This is a genomic window from Lentzea sp. NPDC036955, assembly GCF_055608005.1.
In genome coordinates this window covers 238,889-261,700 of record NZ_JBVJRC010000006.1, presented here as the reverse complement: position 1 = coordinate 261,700, position 22,812 = coordinate 238,889, and the positions used below count along the sequence as shown (strand labels likewise).

The 22,812-nt window shown below is 72.4% G+C and carries 15 protein-coding genes; 4 read left to right on the top strand and 11 right to left on the bottom strand.

Features of this window, described 5'->3' with window-relative positions; all coding sequences use genetic code 11:
• Nucleotides 1-19: 19 nt before the first annotated feature.
• From ACZ7CF_RS21905 to ACZ7CF_RS21870, 8 genes are all read right to left on the bottom strand, one after another.
• On the bottom strand, nt 20-1,501 hold the full coding sequence (locus ACZ7CF_RS21905) for a glycoside hydrolase family 43 protein (RefSeq protein ID WP_470370416.1): 1,482 nt from the start codon (nt 1,499-1,501) through the stop codon (nt 20-22).
• Between the two features lie 3 nt (nt 1,502-1,504).
• On the bottom strand, nt 1,505-3,544 hold the full coding sequence (locus ACZ7CF_RS21900; RefSeq protein WP_470370415.1) for an alpha-galactosidase: 2,040 nt from the start codon (nt 3,542-3,544) through the stop codon (nt 1,505-1,507).
• Complete coding sequence (locus ACZ7CF_RS21895) at nt 3,541-5,529, bottom strand: beta-galactosidase (protein WP_470370414.1); 1,989 nt, start codon at nt 5,527-5,529, stop codon at nt 3,541-3,543. The genes ACZ7CF_RS21900 and ACZ7CF_RS21895 overlap by 4 nt, the downstream gene beginning before the upstream one ends.
• Entirely contained in the window at nt 5,526-7,565 is a 2,040-nt protein-coding gene (locus tag ACZ7CF_RS21890) for a glycoside hydrolase family 31 protein (RefSeq protein ID WP_470370413.1), read from the bottom strand. Before ACZ7CF_RS21890 ends, ACZ7CF_RS21895 begins: the two co-directional genes overlap by 4 nt.
• A 62-nt stretch (nt 7,566-7,627) precedes the next feature.
• Nucleotides 7,628-8,656: a LacI family DNA-binding transcriptional regulator gene (locus tag ACZ7CF_RS21885; protein WP_360389504.1), complete on the bottom strand. Its 1,029-nt coding sequence runs from the start codon at nt 8,654-8,656 to the stop codon at nt 7,628-7,630.
• Nucleotides 8,657-8,662: 6 nt separating this feature from the next.
• On the bottom strand, nt 8,663-9,640 hold the full coding sequence (locus ACZ7CF_RS21880; protein ID WP_360389506.1) for a carbohydrate ABC transporter permease: 978 nt from the start codon (nt 9,638-9,640) through the stop codon (nt 8,663-8,665).
• Nucleotides 9,637-10,584 (bottom strand): ABC transporter permease, encoded by a 948-nt coding sequence (locus tag ACZ7CF_RS21875; RefSeq protein WP_458431765.1) that lies wholly within the window; start codon nt 10,582-10,584, stop codon nt 9,637-9,639. The genes ACZ7CF_RS21880 and ACZ7CF_RS21875 overlap by 4 nt, the downstream gene beginning before the upstream one ends.
• Nucleotides 10,581-12,260, bottom strand: a complete 1,680-nt coding sequence (locus ACZ7CF_RS21870; protein WP_458431764.1) for a type 2 periplasmic-binding domain-containing protein — start codon at nt 12,258-12,260, stop codon at nt 10,581-10,583. Before ACZ7CF_RS21870 ends, ACZ7CF_RS21875 begins: the two co-directional genes overlap by 4 nt.
• A gap of 161 nt (nt 12,261-12,421) precedes the next feature.
• On the opposite strand from ACZ7CF_RS21870, the gene ACZ7CF_RS21865 reads away from it, so the two are divergent.
• Together ACZ7CF_RS21865 and ACZ7CF_RS21860 are read left to right on the top strand one after the other, a co-directional pair.
• Entirely contained in the window at nt 12,422-15,256 is a 2,835-nt protein-coding gene (locus tag ACZ7CF_RS21865) for a glycoside hydrolase family 3 C-terminal domain-containing protein (RefSeq protein ID WP_470370412.1), read from the top strand.
• Between the two features lie 124 nt (nt 15,257-15,380).
• Nucleotides 15,381-16,367, top strand: a complete 987-nt coding sequence (locus ACZ7CF_RS21860) for an acetylxylan esterase (RefSeq protein WP_360389516.1) — start codon at nt 15,381-15,383, stop codon at nt 16,365-16,367.
• A 67-nt stretch (nt 16,368-16,434) separates the two neighbouring features.
• Here ACZ7CF_RS21860 and ACZ7CF_RS21855 read toward each other — a convergent pair whose 3' ends face one another.
• Both ACZ7CF_RS21855 and ACZ7CF_RS21850 read right to left on the bottom strand, forming a co-directional pair.
• Nucleotides 16,435-17,127: a GH12 family glycosyl hydrolase domain-containing protein gene (locus tag ACZ7CF_RS21855; protein ID WP_360389519.1), complete on the bottom strand. Its 693-nt coding sequence runs from the start codon at nt 17,125-17,127 to the stop codon at nt 16,435-16,437.
• A gap of 138 nt (nt 17,128-17,265) precedes the next feature.
• A complete protein-coding gene (locus ACZ7CF_RS21850) occupies nt 17,266-18,264 on the bottom strand; it encodes a LacI family DNA-binding transcriptional regulator (protein WP_470370411.1) in 999 nt (332 codons plus the stop codon).
• Between the two features lie 233 nt (nt 18,265-18,497).
• On the opposite strand from ACZ7CF_RS21850, the gene ACZ7CF_RS21845 reads away from it, so the two are divergent.
• Entirely contained in the window at nt 18,498-19,499 is a 1,002-nt protein-coding gene (locus ACZ7CF_RS21845; RefSeq protein WP_360389525.1) for a LacI family DNA-binding transcriptional regulator, read from the top strand.
• 238 nt (nt 19,500-19,737) lie between these two features.
• Entirely contained in the window at nt 19,738-20,583 is an 846-nt protein-coding gene (locus tag ACZ7CF_RS21840; RefSeq protein WP_470370410.1) for a cellulose binding domain-containing protein, read from the top strand.
• Here the strand turns inward: ACZ7CF_RS21840 and ACZ7CF_RS21835 are convergent, their stop codons facing one another.
• Nucleotides 20,584-22,812 (bottom strand): glycosyl hydrolase family 95 catalytic domain-containing protein, encoded by a 2,229-nt coding sequence (locus ACZ7CF_RS21835; RefSeq protein WP_470370409.1) that lies wholly within the window; start codon nt 22,810-22,812, stop codon nt 20,584-20,586.

Here is a 22,812-nt window from a genome sequence, read left to right as displayed (position 1 = left end):
GCCCCGCAATCGTCGTTGATCAGTCGAGCGGCTCGTAGTCGATCCAGTCGAGGTGGACGGTGCCGGTGGCGGCGTAGGCGCCGATGACCCGTCCGGTGAAACCGCCGGCCACCTCGGTCGAGAGGTACCGGCCGTCGAGCTCGGCGAGCGTGGTCGGGGTGCCGTCGGCCGCCTCGACGGCGAAGGAGACGGTGTCCGGGCCGGACCGCGCGTCGCGCAGCTCGCGCGCCTCGTCCACCCGCACCACGAGCACCACCGGCCCGGCCGGCACCGGCTGCACGGCCACGACCGTCCGGAGTGGACCGATGCGGACGTGCACGCGCACCTCGCCGGAGCCGGCCTCGACCTCGTAGTGGTGCTCCTCGTCGAGCCGCACCGCCAGCCCGCCGCTGCCCCGCTCCACGTCGACCAGTGCGCGGACCCGGCACGACCGGTGCTGCTGGCGGCGGCCGACGAAGACGACGGACGGGTCGTCCAGACCGGCGCCGCGGGCGTGCAGGGTCAGCCAGCCGGGGCGTTCCTCGGTCGTGCAGTGCTCCTCGGAGCGGTCGCGCACGGAGATCCACGACGGCCGCAGCGCGCTGTCGTCGAAGTCGTCCCGGTCCGGCTCCACCGGTCCCGGTCGCAGCGGCCACGGCGGCGTGGCGGTCAGCGGGCCGGCCACCGGCCAGTCGTCGACCCAGCGCACCGGCGCCAGGAACGTCTCCCGGCCCAGCACGTGCCAGCCGGGGGTGCCACCGCCGGGCCGCACGCCCAGCAGCACCATCCACCACGACCCGTCCGGGCCCTGCACCAGGTCGGCGTGACCGGTGTTCTGGACCGGCTCGCCGGTGCCGCGGTGGGTCAGGACCGGGTTGGCGGGGCAGGGTTCGAACGGGCCGTCCGGGGCGGGACCGCGGGCGATCGAGACCGCGTGACCGCGTTCCGTGCCGCCCTCGGCGATGAGCAGGTACCAGAAGCGGCCGATCCGGTACAGGTGCGGTGCCTCCGGTGCCTTGGCCCGGTCGGTGCCGGACCAGAGCGGCTCCGGGCCGCCGAGGACGGTGCCGGTGGCGAGGTCGACGCGGTACTGGTGGACGCCCGCCATCGTGCACCAGCAGGTGCCGTCGTCGTCCCACACCAGGTCCGGGTCGATGCCGTGCACGTCCGGCAGCGGGATCGGGTCCGACCACGGCCCCGCGGGGTCGGTGGCGGTGAACACCACCGTCCCGCCGCCGTGGCTCACGCTCGTGACGATCAGGTGGAACTTGCCGTCGTGGTGGCGCAGCGTCGGCGCGTAGATCCCGGCCGACGACGGCGTGTCCGCGGTCAGCAGCAGCTGGCTCGGCCGGTCCAGCGCGTTGCCGAGCTGCGTCCAGTGCACCAGGTCCCGGCTGTGGAACACCGGGACTCCCGGGAAGTACTCGAAGCTGGAGCACACCAGGTAGTAGTCCTCGCCGACCCGGCAGACGCTCGGGTCGGGGTACATGCCCGCGAGAACGGGGGTGGCGGCGCCGGTCACCGGTCACGCTCCCCGTGGGGTGAGGCGGTGGAGGACCGCGGAGGGGGCGGCGGGCAGCGTCAGGGAGAGCTCACCGGGCGACCACCGCACCTCCGCGGCGCTGTCAGCGGGGTAGAGCCTCTCCACGTCCACATCGGACAGTTCGGGGAACGGCAGCGTCACGGTGTCCGCGCCGCCGCGCCGCCAGACGGCCAGGTAGGTGGCGGACGGTGTGCTCAGCGCGAGCGCGAGCCACGGGTCCTCCCAGCCGGGCAGGCCGAGCGGCCAGGACGGCACCGCCCGCGGCAGGTCGGCGCGGATCGCCTTGTACACGGCCAGTGCTTCGTGGACGAGCGCTCGTGCCGGCGGGGCGAGGTCGGCGAGCTTGCCCGAGAGGTGGATGCGGCCGAGCAGTGCGCTCGTCAGGCCGAAGGCGACCTCGTCGAGCGAGTCCTCCGGTTGCGGGTAGGCCCAGACGGCGCTCTGCTCCGGGGTGATCGCGGTCGGCGCGGAGGCCGCGATCGGTGCGTAGCGGTCGTGGTTCTGCTGGTCGCTCGTGGACTGCAGCTGAAGCCGCGACAGCAGCGCGTGGTCGATCCGCATGCCGCCGGAGGCGCAGTTCTCCAGCACCAGGTGCGGGTGGCGGTCGAGGACGCCGTCGAGCCAGTCGAGGTGCGCCCGGTTGTGGCCGAGCAGGCCGTCCGCGGGACTCTCCTCCTCCTCCGCGCTCGTGCCGGAGCCGGGGTCGACGTTGTGGTCCAGCTTGAGGTAGCCGACGCCCCACTCGCCGACCAGCCGGTCCACCACCTCGTCGAGGTGGGCGCGGGCGGCCGGGTGGCGCAGGTCGAGGTGGTGGCGCCCGCAGTCGCCGACCCGCGTGCCCGAGCGGCGGAAGAACGCCTCGTCCGGCAACGACCGCGCGAGCGGGCTGCGCACCCCGATGACCTCCGGTTCCAGCCACAGCCCCGGCACCATGCCGCGGTCGCGGATCCGGTCGAGCACCTCGCCCAGCCCGCCGGGGAACCGGGTGCGGGACGGCTGCCACGCACCGACGCCGTCCCACCAGCTCTCGCCGATCTCGGCGTACCAGCCCGCGTCGATGACGAAGTACTCCGCACCGGCGTCGGCGGCGGCGTCGACCAGCGGCAGCAGCTTCGCCGTGGTCGGGTCGCCCATCAGGCAGTTCATGTAGTCGTTGAAGATGATCGGCAGGTCGTCGTGGTCGGTGTGCGGCCGCCGGGTGACGCGGCGGTAGCGGGTCAGCGCGGCGAACGCGTCGTCCGGCCCACCGCCGGCGCTGAACGCGAGCGCGACGGGCACGGTGCGGAACTCCTCCCCCGGTGCCAGCACCCGGTTCCAGCCGTGGTCGAGGTCGGCGGGCCCGGACAGCGCGACGTAGCCGCTGCCGTCCTGCTCACCGAGCTCCCACCGCCACCCTCCGCCGTTGTGCTCGACCTGCCACACCCACGAGCGGCCCGTCGCCCGGTCGGTGACGCCGCCCATCGGCAGGTGGCCGCAGCTGGACCAGACACCCCGCCCGGCGACGACCTCCGCTCCCTTGTGGCGGTAGTCGGGATGCCTGCCGTTGCGGTCGGGCACCGTCAGGCGGGCGGGCTGCCGGCGCCACCGGCACTCCGCGAGCCAGTCGTTCTCCGCCCGCAGCACGTCGGCGGTGGCCAGCGGGCCGAGACCGCCCAGCACGAGGGAGGTGACGGACTCCAGCCGCAGCGGGGCGGTCCCGTCGTTGCGCACGAGGACTTCCCCGCGCACCACGGGAATGCCCTCGGGGGAACGGAGGGACACCTCCGCGGTCACGCCGCTCACCTCGTCGTGCAGCTCGACGACGACGCCCTGCCAGTCCTCTTCGGACAGTGCGCGGTGGCCGCGGTACCGCAGCCGTGCCCCGATGGCGGTGTCGACCAGGCGGCTGCTCGACCAGGTCCGGCCGTGGTCCGCCGTCGTGATCTCCACCAGCGGTGACGTGCTGCCGACGTGGTGCACCCCGTCCTCGGTGACGTGCAGCTCGTGCTCGATTGCGGTGTGGCCCCAGCGGATCGTGGTCACGGCCGTCCTCCCCTCAGCACGGCGCACGCTCCGGGCGCCAGCGCGGTCAGCGGTCCACCGGTCAGCAGGTCGTGCGCGGTCTCCGGCAGCGGCACGCGTTCGGTGGTGTGGTTGAGCACCACGTGCCACCGCTCGTGCTCGCCCTGGCGGGTCACGGCCTCCACGCCGGGCGGCAGGCCGGGCAGCACGGGGCCGACGCCGGTGGCGTCCAGCAGCCGGGCGATCAGTGCTTGATAAGCGGTGTCGTCGAGGCGGGTGGACAGGTACCAGCCCTCTCCCCCGCCGTAGCCGTAGCGGGTGAGCGCCGGGGAACCCGCGAGCGCGCCGTGGGCGTACTCGACGACCGCCTCGGCGCCCCGCGTGCGCAGCGACTCGCTCCACACCGTGCCGTGCGAGCCGTCGGAGAGGGTGATGCGCTCGTCCTGCCGCAGCGGCCGGTACTCCTCGACCCGGATGCCGAGGGCCGCGCGCAGCGGTGCGGCCGGGTAGCCGCCGAGCCGGGCGTGCGCCCGGTCGTCGACGACGCCGCTGAAGTGCTGCACCAGCAGCGTGCCGCCGCGGGCGACGTAGCGCCGCAGGTTCTCCGCTCCCGCGTCGGACAGCAGGTACAGCGCCGGGGCCAGCACGAGCCGGTAGCGACCCAGGTCAGCGGTCGGGTGCGCGAAGTCGGCGACCACCCCGGCGTCCCAGACCGCGCGGTGGGCGGCCCGCAGCGCCGGGTGGTAGCCGAGGTCGGACGAGGGCAGGCCGTCGGCGTTCAGGGCCCACCAGGCGTCGGAGTCGTGCAGCACCGCCACCTGCGCGGTGACGGTCGAGCCCGCGAGCGGGGCCAGTCGCGCGACGGCCCTGCCCGTCTCGGCCACCTCGGTGAACACGCGGCTGTCCGGCCCGGCGTGCGGGACCATCGCCGAGTGCCACTGCTCGGCACCGGCCTTCGACTGGCGCCACTGGAAGAACAGCGCACCCTCGGAACCGCGCGCGATGTGCCCGAGCGAGTGCCGCAGGACCTCACCGGGCTCCTTGGCGAGCACCCGGCCGCGGTCGTAGACGGTGCTGGTGCCCTGTTCCATCAGCAGCCACGGCCCGCCGCCGGCGAACGACCGGGCGCGGTCCGCGGCGAACGCCACGTCGGCGGCCGCGTCGAGACCCGGCCGGTCCGGGTAGTGGTCGACCGCCACCACGTCGACCTCGCGGCCCAGCGCCCACAGGTCGACGTTCTGGTAGGCGGGCATCATCAGGTTCGTCGTCACCGGCCGGTCGCTGTGCGCGCGGATAGCGTCCCGCTGCTCGGTGTAGGCCGCGACCACCTCGTCGGAGAAGAACCGGCTGAAGTCGAGCGTGTGGCCGGGGTTGCGGTGCCACTGGGTGGCGCGCGGCGGCAGGACCTGCTCCCAGCTGCCGTAGCGCTGGCTCCAGAACGCCGTCCCCCACGCCTCGTTCACCGCCTCCAGCGAGCCGTGGCGGGCCCGCAGCCACACCCGGAACGCGGCGGCGGTGTGCTCGCACCAGCACAACGTCATGTACTCGTTGTGCACGTGCCACAGCGCCAGCGCCGGGTGGTCGCCGTAGCGCTCGGCGAGCGCGGCGGCGATCCGGCGGGCCGCGGACCGGTAGGCGGGCGCGGTGAGGCAGTAGGTGTCCCGGCTGCCGTGCACGAGCCGGGTGCCGTCCTGGGTGACCGGCAGTGCGTCCGGGTGCGCGAGCGTGAACCACGGCGGCGGCGAGGCGGTCGGCGTGGCCAGGTCGACCGCCACACCGCCTGCGTGCAGGCGGTCCAGGTGCGCGTCCAGCCAGCCGAAGTCGTAGCGGCCCTCCTCCGGCTCCAGCAGCGCCCAGGAGAACACGCCGACCGTGGCCAGGTTGACCCCGGCCTGCCGCATCAGCTCGTCGTCCTCCTTCCACACCTGCTCGTCCCACTGCTCGGGGTTGTAGTCGCCGCCGAACGCGAGCCCGCCGAGCCGGTAGGTCAGCCGGCGTGCCGTCATGCGCCCTCCTCGCGCACCGGCAGCACCGCGCCGTCGCGCAGGAACAGCGGGATGCGCTCGATCGGCGCCACGACGGTGACCGTGCGGCCGCCCTCGTGCTCCTCGCCGGTCCACGCGTCGGTCCACCGCGCGCCCGCGGGCAGGTGCACGTCGCGTTCCCGCACACCCGCCTCGGTGACCGGGGCCACCAGCAGGTCGGGGCCGAGCAGGAACGCGTCCTCCACCCGCCACGCCGCCGGGTCGTCCGGGAACTCCAGGAACACCGGCCGCATCGGCGGGACACCGGTCCGCGCCGCCGTGCGCATCTGCTCCAGCACGTAGGGCCGCAGGCGTTCCCGCAGCCGCAGGTGCGCGGCGAGGACCTCGTAGGCCTCTTCGCCGTAGGACCAGACCTCGTTGGCCAGACCGGTCATCGCGGGTTCCAGCACCTGTTCGGAGCCGCGGAAGCCGTGCAGCCGGAACAACGGGCAGAAGGTGCCGTACTGGAACCACCTGACGAGCACCTCGCGGTAGGCGGGGTCGTCCGGGTCGCCGCCGTGGAACCCGCCGATGTCCGTGGTCCACCACGGGATGCCGGACAGCATCACGTTCAGCCCGGCTTTGATCTGGGCGCGCAGCGTGGCGAAGTCCGTGCCGATGTCACCGGACCACAGCGCGGCGCCGTAGCGTTGCGCGCCCGCCCACGACGACCGGTTGAGCGAGATGACCTCGGTCTCCCCGGCCGCTGTGAGTCCGTCGTGGACGGTGCGGGCGTTCTCGCGCGGGTAGAGGTTGCCGACCTCCAGGCCGGGACCGGCGTGGTAGCGCAGGTTGTACTGGTGGCCGGGCTTGAGCTCGGGTTCGCCGGCGTCCAGCCAGAACACCTTGATCCCGAGGTCGTGGTAGCCCTGCCGGATGCGGTCCCACACGTACTCGCGCGCCCGCGGGTTGGTGGCGTCGTAGAACGCGACCTGCGCGGAGTAGGCCCCGAGCCCCTTGTCCGGCCAGTCGGCGTGCGCCATCGGCCCGAACTCCGTGCCGATGAACAACCCCTGATCCAGCATCGGGTGGTAGGTCTCGCTCGCCGGGCTCACCGACGGCCACACCGACACCATGAGCTGGACGCCCATCTCACCGAGCTCGCGCACCATCCCGGCCGGGTCGGGCCACTCTGCGGGGTCGAACCGCCACTCGCCGAGGTGCGTCCAGTGGAAGAAGTCGCAGACGATCACCGACAGCGGCAGCCCGCGCCGCTTGTACTCGCGTGCCACGGCCATCAGCTCGTCCTGGTCGCGGTAGCGCAGCTTGCACTGCCAGAACCCGGCCGCCCACTCGGGCAACTCGGGCGCGTGCCCGGTGGCGTCGGCGTAGGCGCGCAACACGTCGGCGGGCTGCCCCGCGGTGACCCAGTAGTCGATCTGGCGGGCGCTGTCGGCCACCCAGCGGGTGCCGGTCTCGGCCAGCTCCACGCGGCCGATCGCGGGCGAGTTCCACAGCAGGCCGTAGCCGCGGTCGGAGACCAGCAGCGGGATGGTGACCTCGGCGTTGCGCTGCACCAGGTCGATGACGGCGCCCTTCTGGTCCAGCAGCCCGTGGGTGTGCTGCCCGAGCCCGTAGAGGCGTTCGCCGGGGTAGGCGCGGAACCGCTGTTCGAGCCGGTGGTAGCCGTTGCCCGTCGCGGTCGCGAGCCGCGGTCCCGGCCACCAGAAGTGGGCGGGCTGTTCGGCGAGCAGCTCGCTGCCGTCCTCGGTGCGCAGGAACGTGAGCGAGCCGGCCGACGCACCCAGCTCGGGGGTGAGCTGGCCCTCGGTGTGCGCGTCCATCCTGACCGTGATCCGGCCGTTGACGAGGGTGGCCCGGTGCTCGGTGATCTCGACCTCGGCCGCGCCGCCCTCCGGTGGCGCGTCCAGCAGCGCACCCGGCAGGCCGTCCAGCAGCGGGCCGCCCGGGGTGGCCCTGACCCGGACGGCGTCCGGGCCCCAGGCCTCGACGCGCACGGTCTCGCCCTTGGCCCGCCATTCCAGTGCGGTGCCGAGGTCTCGGAAGTGGTGGGGCATGCGGGAGCTCCCTCGCGTTCGTGAGTGAGGCGGAGAAGGTCGGGCGTGCGGTCGTCGGCGCGTCAGGCCGGGCGCGGTGCGGGTCCCGTGCTCTCGCGGACCGTCAGGGCAGGCGTCAGCAGCACCATGTCGTCGACCGGCCGGCCGCCGTCGTTCACCGCGGTCAGCCGGCGCATCACCTGCTCGACGGCGACCCGGCCGAGCTCCTGCGCCGACCCGGTCACCGCGGTGAGCCGCGGCGCGAACTGCTCGGCGAGCTGGTCCTGGCACAGCGCGATCACCGAGGCGTCCTCGGGCACGGTGCGGCCGCTGGTGCGCAGCAACGTGAGCAGCGGGCCGATCGCGCCTTCGTTCTGCACGACGAACCCGGTGGTCGCCGGGCGGTCGGCGAGGATGCGGGCCAGCGTCCCGGCCGTGGACTCGTAGGTGCCCTCGCAGGAGCGGTGCAGGAACCGCAGCCCGCGCTGCTCGGCCCGGTCGCGGAACCCGGCGAGCGTGCGTTCGGCGTAGGCGGCGTGGCGGTGGTAGACACCGGAGCCGTAGCCGATGAACGCGACCTCGCGGTGACCGAGGTCCGCGAGGTGGTCGGCGCACTGCGCGCCCGCGGCCACGAAGTCGTGGTCCACGCAGGACAGCCCGCGGGTGTCGGACGGCAGGCCCATCAGCGTGGCCTGGGTGCCCTGGCCGCGCAGCACGGGGATGCGCTCGTCGTCCATCTCGACGTCCATCACGATCACGCCGTCGGCCAGTCCGCTGGCACCGATGCGGCGCACCCCGTCCGGGCCCTCGTCGTTGGTGATCAGCAGGACGTCGTAGCCGTGCTGGCGGGCCGCCACGGTCACGGCGATCGCGATCTCCATCATCACCGGCACGTACACGTCGGTGCGCAGCGGCACCATCAGCGCGATGATGTGCGACCGCCGCGCGGCCAGCGCCCGCGCACCGGCGTGCGGGTGGTAGCCGAGCTGCTGCACGGCGCTGCGCACCCGGTTGCGGGTCTCCTCGGAGATGGCGCGCTTGCCGCTCAGCACGTAGCTCACCGTGCTGGACGACACGCCCGCGTGCCTGGCCACGTCGGCAATGGTCACCATGAGTTCTCAGCCCTTGATAGCACCGGTCAGGACACCCGTGCGGAAGTGCTTCTGCACGAACGGGTAGACGACGAGCAACGGCACGAGCGTCAGCACGACCACGGCCATCTGCAGCGACAGCGGCGCGGTCTGCGACAGCGCGTCACCGAAGCCGTTGTTGACCGAGCCGGGCATCCCGTTACCGCGGCTGACGTAGGTGTAGAGCACGTACTGCAACGGCCACTTCTCGCTGTCCGTCGGCATGTACAGCATCACGTTGAAGAACGAGTTCCAGTAGCCGACGCCGTAGAACAACGCCATCACCGCGGTCACCGCCCGCGAGGTCGGCAGCACGATGGACCACAGGATCCGCCACTCCCCCGCGCCGTCGATGCGCGCGGCCTCGATCAGGTCGGCCGAGGTGCTGGAGTAGAACGCCCGCAGGATCAGGATGTTGAACACCGACACCGCGCTCGGCAGGACCAGCGACCACAGCTGCCCGTACCCGCCGAGGCCGGTGACGACGAGGAACGTCGGGATCAGGCCGCCGTTGACGAACATCGTGACGATCAGCAGCGACAGCAGGAACCGGTGCCCGAACGACCGCGACCGGGACAGCCCGTAGGCGCACAGCACCGACACCACCATCGACACCGCCGTGCCGACCAGCGTGATGCCGAGGCTGACCACCAGTGCGTTGCGCACCGTCACGTCGCTGAGCATCACCCGGTAGGTCTCCAGGGTCAGGCCGTCCGGCCAGATCACCAGGCCACCGGCCCGGTTCACCGCGCCCTGGGTGGACAGGCTGGTGAGCACGACGATCCACAGCGGGACCAGCATGACCAGCAGCACCCCGCCCAGCGTGATGCCCTTGGCCGTCTCGCCCGCGACGGTCGGCGGCTCCTCCCAGACCGGGCGCTCGTTCCTGCGCCGCTTGCGGACCGGTTGCGGTGCGAGGGGTTCCGCGGCCGTGTCGCCGCCGGTGCGTTCGATCGCGAGTGTCATCTCCGGTACAACCCGTCTTCGCCGAAGGCGTGCGCCAGCTTGTTCGCACCCCAGATGAGCAGCAGCGAGATCACGCTCTTGAACAACCCCGCCGCCGCGCCGTAGCTGTAGTCGTTGGTGGCGATGCCGAAGTAGAACGAGAAGGTGTCCAGCACGTCGGCCGTGTCGTGGCCGACCGCGTACCGCTGGATCAGGAACTGCTCGAACCCGACGGTCAGCGCGTTGCCCAGGCGCAGCACCAGCATCAGCACGATCACGCCGCGCAGGCCGGGCAGCGTGATGTGCCACAGCCGCCGCCACCGCCCGGCACCGTCGGCGGCGGCCGCCTCGTAGAGGTCGGTGTTGATCGCGGCGAGGGCGGCCAGGAACACGATGATGCCCCAGCCCGCCTCCTTCCAGACCACCTGCGCGGTGACCAGCAACGCGAAGGTGTCCGGGTTCGTCATCACGTCCCAGGTCGCCAGGTCGTTGCCGCGCAGGAACTGGTTGAGCACGCCGGCGCCGCCGAGCATCTGCTGGAAGATCGTGATCGCCAGCACCCACGAGAAGAAGTGCGGCAGGTAGACCACGGACTGGATGAAGTTGCGGACCCGTTCGCTCAGCACGGAGTTCAGCAGCAGCGCCAGCGCGATCGGCACCGGGAAGAACAGGACCAGCTGCACGAAGCTGAGGTAGAGCGTGTTGCGCACCGCGCCCCAGAACAACGGGTCGGCGAAGAGCCGTTCGAACTGGTAGAAGCCCACCCACGGGCTGCCGGAGACACCGGAGAGCGGGTCGTACTCCTGGAACGCGGTGACGACGCCGAACAGCGGCACGTAGTTGAACACCAGCAACAGCAGGACCGCGGGCAGCGTCATCAGGACCAGCGAACGGTCCCGCAGCAACCTGGCCCGCCAGCCCAGCCGTGCCGGCCGGCCGCGCCGGCGCGCCCCGAGCGTGGTCACTGCCCCGTGCCGTGCTTCTGCAGGACGTTCTCGTCCATCCACGCGATCAGCCGGTCACCGCCACCGCTGGTCTTCCAGGTCGCGACGGCGTCCCTGACGTCCTGCACCTTCTTCTTGCCGCGGTAGCAGTCCTTGACGGTGTCCTCGACGGCCTGCGCGGCCTCCGCGGTGGCCTGCGCCTGCGGCATGCTGACGTTCATGCTCCAGAACACCGGCTTGGCGAGCGTCTGCACGTTCGCGTTCTGCCAGGCGGTGTGGTCCCTGGTGACGCTGTCGCCGGTGGGGTTGCTGACCACGGCCGGCGACGAGGCCAGGAACGGGTAGGTCAGCGCCTGGACCTCCTTCTTGCCCGCCTCCGTGGGCGTCGGCACGCCGTCGACCGTCGTGAAGTGGGTCCCCTCGACGCCGAAGTTGACCATCGTGTACTCGGCGGAGCCGAACGGTGCGGCCAGGTAGTTCGCGACGGCCAGCAGCTCCTCGACCTGCTCCGGCTTCAGTGAGGCGTTGAGGTAGCTGAGGATGCTGGTGGACGGGCCCATGTCGACGCGCGGCTTGCTCGTGCCGTCGGCGGCGATGACGTTGAACGCGCCGCGCCGGTAGTTCGGGTTCGCGGCCCGGCCGGACTGGTGGTCGGCGAGGTTCCACGCGCCCATGCCGTCGCCGGTGATCAGCGCCTTGCCCGCGTAGAACCGGGTGGTGCCCGCGGAGTCGCCGGCCAGCGAGTCCGGGTGCACGTAACCCGCGGTCGCGAGGCGGTGGTGCCAGTCGAGGGCGGCGAAGAACTCCTCGGTCTCGTACTTGTGGACGAGCTTGCCGCCGTCCACCTTCCACTTCAGCGGTGCGCCGAAGGTGGTGAAGAGGTAGGTCCAGACGTCGCCGAACGCCCAGACACCGCCTTTCGCGTCGGTCAGCTCCTTGCCGAGGTTCATCAGGTCGTCGGCGGACTTGACCTGGTCCGCGGTGATGCCCTTGGCCTCCAGCACATCACGCCGGTAGTACGTGGTGCCCGCGATCTCGAACCCCGAGGACACGCACGGAATGCCGTAGAGCTTGTCGCCCCACGCGCCGGCCCGCCAGGCCGCGGTGGGGATGGCGGCCAGGTTCGGGTACTTCTTCACCTTGTCGCCGGCCAGGTACGGGGTGAGGTCGGCGAGCTGGCTGCCGGCCAGGCCGCCGGTGTTGAAGTTCGCGTTCCACCACGCGGGCAGCTGGATCCAGTCCGGCAGCTTCTTCGCCGCGGTCATCGTGGAGACGATGGTGTTGTAGGTGTTGCCGTCGGCGGGCTTCATCTGCAGCTCGACGCCCAGTGCCTTGTTCATGGCCTGGTAGAAGGAGTTGTCCGCGGGCGGGATGGTGCCCCACAGCGGTGTCACCGCCGCGTACCGGCCACCCGCGCCGGGCACACCGGGCACGGTCGCGACCCGGTCGGCCGGGTAGCCGAGGAACCCGGGCTTCGTGAGCACGTCGGGACCGCCCGCCACGGACGGGATGTCCGGCTTGATCGCCGTGTTCGGCACGTGGGCGGGCAACGCGGCCTGGAGCCCGGCGCCGGAGTTCACCCCCGCGCGCTGCGCCGCGCTGCCCCCGCAGGCCGACAGCAGCGGCCCCACCGCGACGAGACCGGCCGCGGAGACGGCGGCGCTCAGGAAGTTCCTGCGGTTCAACTCGATGCCCATGACGGATCCGATCCTTCGTCGTCGAAGTGTCGAAGCGCTTAAACAGATGCCCGGCACAGTAGTGACGCAGATCGCACGAGACAAGACCGTTGACAGCAGAAACCTAAGCGTGCCACCGTCGAAACGCTTCACTGCACGCGCCAACCCGGAGGGGTCACCACGTGGTTTCCGAGGCTGTGTCCGCCGTCGATCGGCTGCCTTTCCGCGACCCGTCGCTCCCGACGCGCAAGCGCATCGACGACCTGCTCGGGCGCCTCATGCCCGACGAGCGGCTCGCGATGCTGCACCAGTACTCGCCGGCCGTACCCCGGCTCGGCCTGGCCGCGTTCCGCACCGGGACGGAGGCGTTGCACGGCGTCGCCTGGCTGGGGCAGGCCACGGTGTTCCCGCAGGCCGTGGGGCTGGGTGCGACGTGGGACGAGGAGCTGGTGCACCGCGTCGCCGAGGCCACCGCGGTGGAGCTGCGTGCGTTCCACTACCACCGCCCGACCGCGGTCGGCACCGGCACGAACAGCCTCCAGGCGTGGGCGCCGGTGCTGAACCTGCTGCGCGACCCGCGCTGGGGCCGCAACGAGGAGGGCTACTCCGAGGACCCGCTGCACACCGCGCGGCTCGGGACGGCGTTCTGCCGCGGTCTCGCGGGCGACCACCACCGGTTCCTGCGCACGGCCCCCGTGCTCAAGCACTTCCTGGCCTACAACAACGAGGACGACCGCTGCACCACCTCGTCCGGCCTGCGCCCGCGGGTGCTGCAGGAGTACGACCTGGCGGCGTTCCGGCCGGTGGTCGCCTCCGGTGCCGCCACCGGCGCGATGGCCGGCTACAACCTGGTCAACGGCCGCCCGTGCCACGTCAGCCCGCTGCTGGGCACCGAGCTGCGCCGCTGGGCGGAGCCGACCGGCCGTGAGCTGTTCGTGGTGAGCGACGCCGAGGCACCGTCCAACCTGGTCGACCCCGAGCACTACTTCGACGACCACGCCGAGTCCCACGCCGCCGCGCTGAAGGCGGGCATCGACAGCTTCACCGACCACGGGCAGGACAGCGCGGTCCCGGTCGGCCGGTTGCGCGAGGCGCTGCGGCGCGGGCTGATCGACCAGTCCGATGTGGACCGGGCGGTGCGCAGGCAGCTGGAGCTCCGCTTCCGCCTGGGCGAGTTCGACCCGGAGCTCGACCCGTACTCCGCGATCGGGCCCGAGGTGGTCGACTGCCCCGAGCACCGCGCGCTGGCGCTGCGGTCGGCGACGGAGTCGGTGGTGTTGTTGCGCAACACCGGGTTGCTGCCCATCGACGCGGCCGCCTCACCGCGGGTCGCCGTCATCGGGCCGTTCGCCGACACGCTGTGCGAGGACTGGTACAGCGGCACGTTCCCGTACCAGGTCACGGTGGCGGACGGGTTCTCGGCGGTGCTGGGGACCTACGGCGGCGAGGTGGTCGTCGCGAACGGCGCCGACCGGGTCGCGCTGCGCTCGCGCACCACCGGCGACCTGCTCGGCAAGACCGCGTTCGACATCCTCGACTGGGGCGACGGCGTGCTGACCCTGCGGTCCGCGGAGACCCGGCGCTACCTGAGCCTCCGGCGCGAGGACGGGACGCTGGCCGCGGACCAGGAGCAGATCAAGAGCTGGGACGTCAGCGAGACGTTCCGCCTCGTGCCCGCCGATGGTCCGGTGCTGCTGCAGAGCGTGCTCACGGGCCGATACGCCGTCGTCGACCCGGTCGACGGCCACGTCGCCGTCACCGCGGAGTCTGCGGAGACCGCCGAGCGCTGGGAACGCGAGGTGCTGCGCGACGGCACCGCGGACGCGGTCGCGGCGGCGTTGTCGGCGGACGTCGCCGTGGTGGTGCTGGGCAACCAGCCGCTGATCGGTGGCCGCGAAACCCAGGACCGCGCGGGCATCGCGCTGCCGGAGTCGCAGGAAGCGCTGCTTCGCCGCGTCGCCGGGGTCCGCAGGGACACCGCGCTGGTCGTGATGAGCAGCTACCCCTACGCCCTCGACTGGGCCGACGAGCACCTGCCCGCCGTGGTGTGGACGTCCCACGGCGGGCAGGAGACAGGCCGCGCGGTCGCCGCCGTGCTGCTGGGCGAGGCCGAGCCCGCCGGGCGCTTGCCGCAGACCTGGTACCGCGGCGAAGACGAGCTGCCGCACCCGCTCGACTACGACGTCGTCAAGGCGGGCTGGACCTACCAGTACCACCGGGCAGCGCCGCTGTACCCGTTCGGCCACGGCCTGTCCTACACCCGGTTCGAGCACCGCGACCTGTTCCTGTCCGCGGACACGCTGACCGCGGACAGCGCGGTCGACGTCTCGGTCACCCTTGCCAACACCGGCGACCGCACCGGCAGCGAGGTCGTGCAGCTCTACGTCCGCGCGCTCGACGCGCGCTACGAGGCACCGCGGCTGCGGCTCGCCGACTTCCGCAAGGTCGTGCTGGCGCCGGGGGAAAGCCGCGTGCTGGCGTTCCGGCTGTCCACCGACCGGCTGGCCCACTGGGACGTCACGACCGGTGCGTTCACCACCGACCCCGGCCGCTACGAGCTGCTCGTCGCCCGGTCGGCCGAGGACGTCGTGCTCACCGCCCCGCTCGCGGTGGCCGGCCCGGCTCCCGCACCGCGTGCCGGTGTCGACCGGCGGGTGCTCGCCGTGGACTTCGACGACTACGACAGCGCCACCCTCGTGGACGCCACCCGTGTGGACGGTGACGCGGTCACGCCCGCGGCCGGTGCGGCGACGCTGTGGTTCCGCTCCACCGACCTCTCCGGCGCTGTCCGCGTCGAGGCGGAGGTCGCGGCGGAGAACGACGAACCGGACGCCCGCGTCGCGTTCTGGACCGGCGAGGACCTGCTCGCGGAGCTCCCCGTGCCCTCCACCGGTGACCGCTACCGGTGGACGACGGTGTCGGCGGCGTTGTCCGCACCCGTGACCGGAGTCCAGGATCTGCGGGTGACGCTGCGCGGTTCGTTCCGGCTGACCGCGTTCCGCTTCGGATCCGCCTGAGACCGGTGGCCCGCCGAACCGGCGAAGGCGGGCCACCACCTTTCTCCAGGCCGTGCGGCCTGGCCGGGACCGGTGGCCCGTCGCTCGGCGGGGACGGGCCACCACCTTCCTGTGAGGAGCTGCGATGCCGCTGACGGACCTCTCGCTCGACGAGCTCACCGCGTACCACCCGGACCTGCCGGCGCCACCGGACTTCGACGCGTTCTGGGAGCGCACGCTGACCGAGGCGCGTTCGCACGACGGCGCGGTGACCGCGGAGCGCGTGACCGACCGGTACCGGCTGCGCACCGTCGAGGCCTACGACGTCCGCTTCCCCGGCTGGAACGGCGACCCGGTCGCGGCCTGGCTGCTGCTGCCGCGCGGCGCCGACGGCCCGCTGCCCGTCGTCGTCACCTACCTCGGCTACAGCTGCGGGCGCGGCGTGCCCACCGACCACCTGCTGTTCTCCGCCGCCGGCTGCGCCCAGCTCGTCGTGGACAGCCGCGGCCAGGGCCACGACACCCCTGACCGCCACGCGAGCGGCGGAACTCAGTGGGTCAAGGGTTTCCTGACCCGCGGCATCGACTCCCCCGACGACCACTACTACCGGCGGCTGATGACCGACTGCGCCCGCGCCGTGGACGCGCTGCCGCACCTGCCGGGGGTGGACCCCGGCCGGGTGGTCGTCGCGGGCGGCAGCCAGGGCGGTGGGCTGACGATCGCGGTGGCCGGGCTGCTGGGCGACCGGGTGGCGGCGGCGCTGCCGGACGTGCCGTTCCTGTGCCACTTCCGGCGCGCGGTGGACATCACCGCCGACGGCCCGTACCCGGAGGTGGCCGAGTACCTGCGCCTGCACAGCCGGCACCGCGTCGACCCGGCGTTCGCGACGCTGTCCTACTTCGACGGTGCCCACTTCGCCCGGCGCGCCACCGCGCCCGCGTTGTTCAGCGTCGCGCTGATGGACCCGGTCTGCCCACCGTCCACCGTGTACGCGGCGTTCAACCGCTACGCCGGTGCGGACAAGACGATGACGGTGTGGCAGTTCGCCGACCACGGCGGCGGGTACGGCTCCAACGCCGCGGTCCAGCTGGAGTGGCTGCACGAGCGCGGGCTGGTGCCCGACGCCGGGTGAGCCCGTTCTCCGCACGAACTCCGCGTGGCCCACCGGGAACACCGGTGGGCCACGCGTTTCCGGGCGGTCAGCCCACGGACACCGAGTAGCTGTTGGTGGCGAAGTTGAGGCCACCGCTGGACGAGGTGATCTCGTAGCCGAACTGCACGGCACCCACCGTCACGTCACCGAACCAGCCGCGGCCGCGGATCCAGTCCATGACCGCCTTGACGTCCACGGTCCCGGCACCGGTGTTGGACGTGCGGACGAACGAGAACACCTCGTTGTGGCCGTTGGAACCGCGGTAGACGTTCCAGCTGTGACCGCCCACGGTGGCCGAGGCCTGCCACGAGCCGATCGGGCCGACGTTGCCGACCTTGTTCATCCACAGCATGATCTCGTAGGCGTTGTTGTTCGCCCAGATGTCGTACGCGGTGGTGTACGAGCCGGCGTTCGGGTAGCTGACGTTGAAGCTGCTGCGCAGGCTGCCCAGCGAGCTGAGCCTGCGGTTCACCATCTTCTCCGAGTGCGGGTACGACTTCACGCCACCGGTGTTGGGCTGGTTCGACCACACGCCCCAGTTGCTGTAGGAGTTGGCCCAGACGGTCTGCGGGCCGTACCCGTTGCCCCACACGTTGTTGCGGACCGTGTACCCGCCGTTCGACCAGGTGCCCCACCGGTCGGTCGAGCTCCAGGTCGCGGCGAGTGCGGTGCCGGCGCCCAGCGACACCGTCAGAGCGGCGACGACCGCGAGAACCAGATAACGCGCTTTCCCGTACATGTCCGATTCCTTCCGTGCTGCGTTGAACGGAATCCGCACCGCCGGCGTCGAAGCGGTTCACCACGAAGCTAACATCGAACAGCTCGAATACAACCGCGCGAAATCGTTCGACGCATTTGCGGCGAAACCATCTGCGAATCAGCTCGGGCGCTGCGGGCCGGTGCGCACGGACAGGTTCGGCGGCAGCAGCGTCAGCGGCGGCGCCTGCTGGCCGTTCAGCTTGGTGACCAGCAGCTCGACGGCCCGCCGCCCCAGCGCCTCGGCCGGCAGCTGGACCGAGGTGAGCCGCAGCCGTTCGGCGAGCTCGTCGGGGCAGATCGCCACCACGGCCACGTCGTCGGGCACCCGCCTGCCCTCGGCGCGCAGGCACTCCAGCACCCAGCCGAGCACGGCCTCGTTGTGCACGACCAGCGCCGTCATCCGCGGCAGCTCCCGCAGCAGCGTGCCCACGACGGCGTGCACCGAGTCGTACCGCGGTTCGGCGGGCAACGCGGTCGACGCGACACCGCGCCGCATCGCCGCGGAGCTGAACCCCGCCAGCGTTCGCTGGGCGAAGCCGTTGTTGCGCGCGTAGACCACGCTCGGCGCGCCGAGGAACCCGATGCTGCGATGACCAAGCTCGGCGAGGTGGTCGACGCACCGCGCGCCCGCCGCCTCGAAGTCCAGGTCGACGCAGGTCAAGCCCTTGACCGCGGCCGGGTGCCCGAGCAGGACGGCCGGGCGGCCCAGCTCGCGCAGCACCGGGAGGCGCTCGTCGTCCAGGCCGACGTCCATCACCACGCACCCGTCGACCCTGGCGCCGTTCGCCAGCCGCCGCAGTCCCGCGGCGCCCTGGTCGGCGGTCACCAGCAGCACGTCCATGTCGTGCTGGCGGGCGGCGGTGACGACGGAGGTGACGAAGCGCATGACCACCGGCAGCTGCACGCCCTCGCGCAGCGGCAGGACCAGGCCGATCACGTTCGAGCGGCTGCTCGCCAACGCCCGTGCGCCCGCGTGCGGGTGGTAGCCCAGCAGCTGGATGCTCTCCCGCACCCGGACCCTCGTGTCGGCCGAGACCGGGCGGTTGCCGGTGAGCACGTAGGAAACGGTGCTGGGCGCGACTCCCGCGTGCCTCGCCACGTCAACAATGGTGACCACGTCGACACCTCCGCAAATCGAAGCGCTTCGAACGTGGTTCAGTACCGTGACACAGTCGAAACGCGGGCGTCAAGAGAACGACTTCCGTTCGACGATTTCGACGAATGCCCACCGCTGTTCGACCGCCGGGTGGTGCCGCGAGGGCCGCGCCGGAGCCGCCGGACGTCTGCGCGACGCCGTTCCGCGCGCACTACGATGATCGCCACCACTCGTGGCGAACCCGAAGGGCGGGCATGATCACCATCAAAGAGGTCGCCCGCCACGCCGGCGTCTCGATGAGCACGGTGTCGTACGTGCTCAGCGGGAAGCGGAGCATCTCGGAGGAGACCAAGCGCCGCGTCGAGCAGAGCATCGTGGCGCTGGGCTACCACCCGAACGCCGGTGCGCGCGCACTCGCGTCGAACCGCTCGCAGGTGCTCGGCCTGGTCGTCCCGCTGCGGTCGGACCAGAACATGCCGGTGATCATGCAGTTCGTGTCGTCGATCGTGGCGTCCGCCCGCGGCCACGACTACGACGTGCTGCTGCTGACCAAGGAGGCGGGTCCCGGCGAGGCCCACCGGGTCACGGCGCGGTCCATGGCGGACGCGATCATCATGATGGACGTCGAGAGCGCGGACCCGCGGGTGCCCGAGCTGCGCGCGGTCGACGCCCCGGTGGTGCTGATCGGCATGCCCGACGACCACAGCGGCCTGAGCTGCGTCGACCTCGACTTCACCAGCGCGGGCAGGCAGATGGCGGCGCACCTGGCCGACCGCGGCCACCGGTCGATCGCGTTGATCGGCTCGCACCCGTCGGTCTACGAGCGCGGCACCAGCTACGCCGCCCGGCTGCTGGCCGGGTTCCAGAGCGAGACCACCAGGCGTGCCCTGCCCGCGTCGGTGCACTCCTGCGCTCCCGGCTACGACTCGGTCGCGGCCTGCCTGGACGAGGTGCTGCACCCCGACCGCGGCACCACCGGCCTGGTCGTGCACAACGAGGCGGTCCTCGGCCAGCTGCTGCTCGAGCTGCGGCGCCGCTCGCTGGACGTGCCCGGCGACCTGTCGGTGATCACGCTGTGCCCTGACGACCTCGCGCAGGACCTGCCCGTGCCGCTCACGTCGATCTCCGTGCCCGCGCAGGAGCTGGGCGCCATCGCGGTCGAGATGGTGATGACCCGCCTCGCGCACGACCACGCGCCGGAGGTGCGGCTGCTGCAACCCCGGCTCACCGACCGCGGCAGCACCGCCGTTCTCTGACAACGATTTCCCGTCCGCGTTCGACGCGATTCGACTCGAATGCGTCGAACGACAACGCGCATTCCAATTACGTGAAAGTTCTTCCGCGCCTTGGACGTGCGACGTAGCCTGCCGTGACGAGATCAGCCGTTCGGCCGAACCGGTTGTGGTACGAGCGCCGACGGCTCCTTGCCGCAGAGGGACGATGAGAAAACTACTGGGCGCCGTCAGGACAAGACCCGTCGCATCGCTGTTGGTCGTGGCCGTCCTGGTCGCCGGCGCGGCGAGCGCCTGCGGCGACGACGAGCCGCCGGCACCACCGGCCCAGCCGGTGCAGGCCGAGGTCCCCACCATCGAGCCGCCGCGCAAGGAGGCGCTGACCACGACCGTGCAACGGGTCCTGGACGTGCGGACCGTGCAGCTCTCCGACGGCGAGCAGGTCGAGGTCGAGGGCCTGGCCGAGCCCGACGCGTGCTGGTCGGACGCCGCCACGGCGTTCGCGCGGACGGTGCTGCTGGAGAAGCCGGTCGAGTCGACGTCGACCGGGTCGCTGCGGCTGGCCGACGGCACGGACTACGCGGTGCTGGCCGTCGAGCTCGGCATGGTGCGCAGCGAGGCGGGCGACGACCGCGTGCTGCGCGAGGCCGAGGCGTCCGCGTCGGCGAAGGGCCTCGGCCGGTGGGGGCCGCCGTGCGTCCGGCCGAGCACCCCGGTCCCGCCGCCGGCCCCAGACCCGGTCGTCCCGACGCCGGCCACGACCACGCCGGCCGCGCCGCAGCCGGTGACCGGCTGCTCGGTCGAGTACCGCGTCACGAACTCGTGGCCCGGCGGGTTCCGCACCGACGTCACCATCCGCAACACCGGCACGACCGACGTCACCGGCTGGACGTTGCGGTGGAAGTTCGCCAACGGCCAGACGGTGACGGAGATGTGGAACGCGACGCACCGGCAGACGGGCGCCGACGTGTCCGCGACCGCCGTGTCCTACAACCAGGCGATCCCGCGCGGCGGGACGGTGCCGGCCGGGTTCACCGCCAGCGGTGGCAGCACCAACACCGCGCCGCGTGCGTTCAGCCTCAACGGGTTCGCCTGCACGGTGGTGTGATCAGGTCACGTCCAGGTGGAAGAGGCGGTCGCGGTACCGCACCGCGACCGTCCGCGCCCCACCACCGCGCACGACCACGCCGGTCAGCTCCCCGTCGTCCCAGGCGATGTCGACGGTGAGCCCGCCGCGGGCCCGCAGCCCGCGCACCGAGCCGCGCCGCCAGGCCGGTGGCAGTGCGGGCAGCACGCGCAGCTCGCCGGTGTGGCTCTGCAGCAGCATCTCGGCGATCGCGGCCGTGATGCCGAGGTTGCCGTCGATCTGGAACGGCGGGTGGGCGCAGAACAGGTTGCGGTAGACACCACCGCCGTGCGCGCCCTCCGCGGTGACGTCGGTGAGGAAGAGCGCCAGCAGCTCCCCGGCGCGGTCACCGTCGCCGAGCCGGGCCCACAGCGCCGTCTTCCAGGCGAGCGACCACCCCGTGCCCGCGTCACCGCGTTCCAGCAACGCCTCTCGTGCCGCCGCCGCGAGCTCCGGTGTGCGGTGCGGGTCGATCCGGTTGCCGGGGTACAGGCCGACGAGGTGCGACACGTGCCGGTGACCCGGTTCGGCGTCCGGCAGCTCGGTGGCCCACTCCAGCAGCTGCCCGCGGCTGCCGATCGGCGGGGAAGGCAGCCGTGGCAGGAGCTCCCTCGACCGTCGCACGATCTCGTCCTCGACTCCGAGCACCTCGGCGGCCTCGACGAGACGGGCGAGGAGCTCACCGGTGAGCGTGAGGTCCATTGTGGACCCGACACCCACCGCGACCGGACGGCCGGCGCTGTCGAGGTAGTGGTTCTCCGGCGACGTCGACGGCGCGGTGGTGAGCCCGCCGTCGTGCTCGACGAGCCAGCCGGCGCAGAACTCGGCGGCCCCGCGCACCACCGGCCACGCCCGCTCGCGCAACCAACCCTTGTCCCCGCCGAACTCGTAGTGCTCACACAGGTGCAGCGCGAGCCACGCCCCGGCCAACGGCCAGTTCGCCCACGCCGGGTCCCCCGCGCCCGCACCGACCGGCGTGGCGGGGCACCACGGATCGCTGTTGTGGTGCGCCGTCCAGCCGGGCAGGCCGTACAGCTCACGTGCGACCTGTTCGCCCCGGGCGGCAAGCCTTTCGACGAACTCCAGCAACGGCTCGTGGCACTCGGGCAGACCGGTGACCTCGGCGGGCCAGTAGTTCATCTGCAGGTTGATGTTGAGCGTGTAGTTGCCGCGCCACGGCGGGTCGACGTGCGGGTTCCAGACGCCCTGGAGGTTGGCGGGCAGCGTGCCCGGCCGTGAGCTCGTGATCAGCAGGTACCGGCCGAACCGGAACAGCAGCGCGGCCAGCGCGGGGTCGGGCGCCGCGATCCGTTCGTCGGTGGGCAGGTCCGGCGCAGGCCCGAGGTCGAGATCGGCCCGGTCGAACAGCTCCCGGTGCGCGGCAACGGCTTCCTCGCGCAACCGGGACCAGCCGAGCGCACGGGCCCGCCGCACGCGGTCGGTGGCGAGCCGGGCGCACACGGCGGGGTCGCGTTCGGGGTCGGCGGCGGGGCCGCGGTGGCCGGCTTCGGTGGCCACGTAGACGGTGACGATGTGCGGGCCGTCGTGGTCGGTCCGGTCAGCGCGGTCGGTCCGGTCAGCGTGGTCGGTCCGGTCGACGAGGACTGCGGCGGCGTAGGCCATGCCCACCGCACCGGCGAGCCCCACCACGTCCCCGTCCGCGAACTCCTCCGCGGCCAGCGCGCTGTCGAGCCGCACCCCGACCTCGACCGGCCGGTCCACCCGCACCCGCCACGCCAGCACGTGCAACCCGGGGTGGCACACCGCCTCCCGCACCACCCCGGCGCCACCGGCCCGGCAGCGCACCGAGTAGACCCCGGTCGCGAGGTCCAGCCGCCGCTCGTACCCCTCCGCCGCCGCGTCCTCCACGGCAGCGTCCCCGACCCGCAGCTCCAACCGCAGGTTCGCGAGCGGCAGGTACCGGGCCGTGTCCGGGCCCTGCACCGCCTTGAGCAGTTCCTCCGCCCCGGCGGCATCCCCCGCCAGCGCGAGCCGCCGGGCCCGTTCCACCACCGCCGGATCACCCGCCACCGCGGCGACCGGCCCACCGGTCCACAACCGGTCGTCGTTCAGCTGGAACAGCTCCGTGCGCACACCGCCGAACGCCATAGCGCCCAGCCGGCCCGTGCCCAGCGGCAGGGCTTCCTCCCACACCGCTGCCGGCGTGCGAAACCACAGCGCCGAATCCGAAATCGAAGCGCTTCGATACAC